The 3,002-nt window shown below is 58.5% G+C and carries 3 protein-coding genes; all 3 read right to left on the reverse strand.

Features of this window, described 5'->3' with window-relative positions:
* Positions 1-1,170, reverse strand: a 1,170-nt coding sequence (locus ACYVD7_RS10535) for a hypothetical protein (RefSeq protein ID WP_460762715.1), incomplete at its 3' end; no start/stop codon positions are given.
* 56 nt (positions 1,171-1,226) lie between these two features.
* A complete protein-coding gene (locus ACYVD7_RS10540; RefSeq protein WP_460762718.1) occupies positions 1,227-1,628 on the reverse strand; it encodes a hypothetical protein in 402 nt (133 codons plus the stop codon).
* Positions 1,628-3,002, reverse strand: a 1,375-nt coding sequence (locus ACYVD7_RS10545) for an RHS repeat-associated core domain-containing protein (protein WP_460762721.1), incomplete at its 5' end; no start/stop codon positions are given. The genes ACYVD7_RS10540 and ACYVD7_RS10545, both read right to left, overlap by 1 nt.

The raw sequence follows: 3,002 nt of genomic DNA on the forward strand, positions 1-3,002 counted from the left end.
ATAGAGCGTCTTGGTTGTTCCGCCGCCGTCTTCGCGCTTGTAGCGTGCTCCGTCTGATCCGTACCAGAACCGCACGCGCACGCCCGTTCCCGAGACCGCCTCATGAGCATGGTCGTCAAGCGAGTAACTGATGGTGCGGTCGAAGCTCGCTGAAGCCGTGTCTTTGACCGTCTGGTTGCCTCGCGGGTCGTAGGCATAGGTATTCGTCGTGCCGATGCCGCTCACCTGATGGGGGCTGGCCAGTCCGGTTCCGCCGCTGCCGTGGATGCTGTTCGCACCGCCAAGCCCACACCCCGACCGACCGACGTAGGCAAAGTCGATGGCCGCCTGGCCCAAGGTCGTGCGTCGGCAGATGTTGCCGAGCAGGTCGTACTCGACGGTTTGAGCCACCTGGTTGACCGTGACGCCGTCCTGCATCGTCAGTGTGGCCGTCGTCAGCCGGTTGAGGTCGTCGTACGCGAAGGACTCGAGGTACCGGTTTTCCTTCGCGTGCGAGGTGAGGCTGCCGTTGGCATCCCACCCGTACCCTTCGCTCATGAGATTGCAGGACGCCGTTCCCGCGCAGATCGACCAGGTACGTCCGGTATCGGGTTTGTAGCTGCGGGTCACCTCCAGCGAGGTGCTGTTGCCGCGCCGCTCCTTGATGACGTGCCCCCAGGCATCGGTCTCGATGTTCTGCAGGTAGGTGTTGCTGTCGTTCGGACAGGCGCTGGCCGTGTCGCCCACAGTGCTGGCGCATGTGGCGGTCGCCATGCCCCGGGTATTGAACAGCGTCTTGGCCCATCGGCCGGAGGCATCCAGCGCCTTCCAGGCGCGGCCGAGCGTGTCGTACTGCACCGCTACCGCGTAATTGGCACCGTCAATCGTGGTGGTGCTGCCCAGCGGACGACCCATCGCGTCGTAGCTGTAACTGCGGCTGAAGCTCAGATTCAACTGCGGCTGCGTCACGGCAAGTGAAGCCCAGCCGTCGTAGACACCGGTGATAGCTTCCGAGGTGGCTTGTCCCACCCCATTGGTGGCGGTGTCGAAGGTGAAGGTCGACTGGGACTCGACGCTCGCACTGGCCTTGCGGACGGTGCGACGCCAGACGCGGCCGCGGGCATCGATCTCGTTCTCGTTGCGATTGCCGGCTACAGAAAGTGTCCCTGACGCCGTTCTGGCGTGACTCATCTATTGGCCGCCTGAATTATGCCGAGTCGCGAAGAGGCTGTGGCTTTGAGCGATCGTTAGGCAACCTCCTTTTTCCTTGATAGCAAAAGCCGCACACCTGCGAGCACCAGAAGAAAAACTAGGCTGCAACTTAGTGTGGTGACGATGCCGCTAACAAAAAGCATCCCAACTCCCTTCGTGCGTTGAGTGATAAGGGACGAATCGAACAACAGCGATAACGCCACATTGATCAATACGACGATAAGGAATATCCCCTTCCACGAAATGCCTCGGCGGGCAGATGACGTGATCCACGCCCCAATAAGGCCTGGCACACATAGGAACGCATAAAGGGTCGCGATATAGGCCGACGAAATAGGCGTATTGAGCCCGCCTGATGCGAACAGCAACGCAAAAATTACTATCCATCCTGCAACAGAAGAAGCAAGAATTTCGACAAATAGGATTCTTGTTTTCATCAATGCATCTCCTGCCACGATGTGCGGACTTCGCTGTCGAGAGCCCGGAACAGCATTGGGCCGCGGCTATCGTTCAAGGCGCCAAGTCGAATGTTCACATATGTGCTTGGTGTGGCTGTATTGATCCCAACACCATGCGTCACCATCCAGACCTTTCCACCCGAACTAACAACGACACGGGTAATGGTTCCTGGATAGAAAACGTGATCCCTGAGAGTGATGTTTCGGACAATGCCGGCAGCCATTTGCTGTTGAATGACTCGCCCTCCCGGGATATTCATATCCTGAGGGCCGAATGAAGTCGAGAACGGATTGGCGCCGTAAACGACGACCGGACGACCGTCCAAATATCCAGGACTTGTAGCTCGCCCACCCTCGCTTGGATATGAGTATTTCAATGCATGCGGTGTCACTTCCACTACGCTGCATCCGGCCGCACTTTCATCGCAAATCGCGTTTACCTCAGTCCACTTGTGATAAGTCGGATCATTGGAATCGTAATTTTCGTCATCCGGCCAGGCGGAATTGTCGTGAATCTCGTCGTTGAACGCCCTAGAGAACGCAGCCGTAATCGCGCCGTTTGCGAACTTTCCGCCAGCGATGACGGAAGTGGTTCCACCCAATATCGCTGCAGCAGCCACTCGGGCAGGGGCGTAACTCCTTTCCCCGTTTCCAATGCCGCCGATTGCTGGAGCAAATGCTTCTGTCACGCCAGCTGATGCAAATCCGTTGCCAAATTTTCCTCCCTGCAAGCGCGACATCACGCCACCGGCAGTGCCGTGCGCAAGAACTTTGGCTCCATAGCCACCCCAGGTGAGTCCCGATCCGAAGGCATTGTTTGCCGCGGTCGCTTGGGCCCATTGTGCATTCTGGAAATATGTCCCAATGCCATAGAACAGCGCGCCGGAGAACGCCCCATACAAACCACCCTGTAGTGTTCCAGTCGATGCATATCCAGCCAGGAACCCCGTTCCCACCGCATACCAGAACGCTGCAGCCCCTTTGATGGCCCAGTACTGCTGGGTAATGGCGGCAACGACGATAATCACTATCGCCAGAACTTGCCTAACGCTCTGCGACATCCTGCCAGTCGGGTCGACATACGTCAGCGGGTTGTTGAAGCAGTACGTGTACGCATTCCAGCTCTGCGCGTTATCCGGCGCCTGGATCACGGGATCAGCTTGCAGGAACCGCCCCAGGCCCGGATCGAAGATCCGACCGTTCATGTGAATCAGGCCGAGCACGCCATCCACCGTCTCGTGCCCGGTAAAACCGCGCGTGGTCAGGCTGGGCGGCGTACCACCCGCCGTCTGCGTATCAAAGTCCCGCCTTGCGCCGAACGCCAGGAAATCCATCTGATTGACGACGGCGCCG

This window comes from Lysobacter fragariae (assembly GCF_054779775.1).

Excerpts from the sequence above, each read along its gene's own strand:
- ACYVD7_RS10540 (WP_460762718.1), bottom strand. The coding sequence starts at position 1,628 with ATGAAAACAAGAATCCTATTTGTCGAAATTCTTGCTTCTTCTGTTGCA.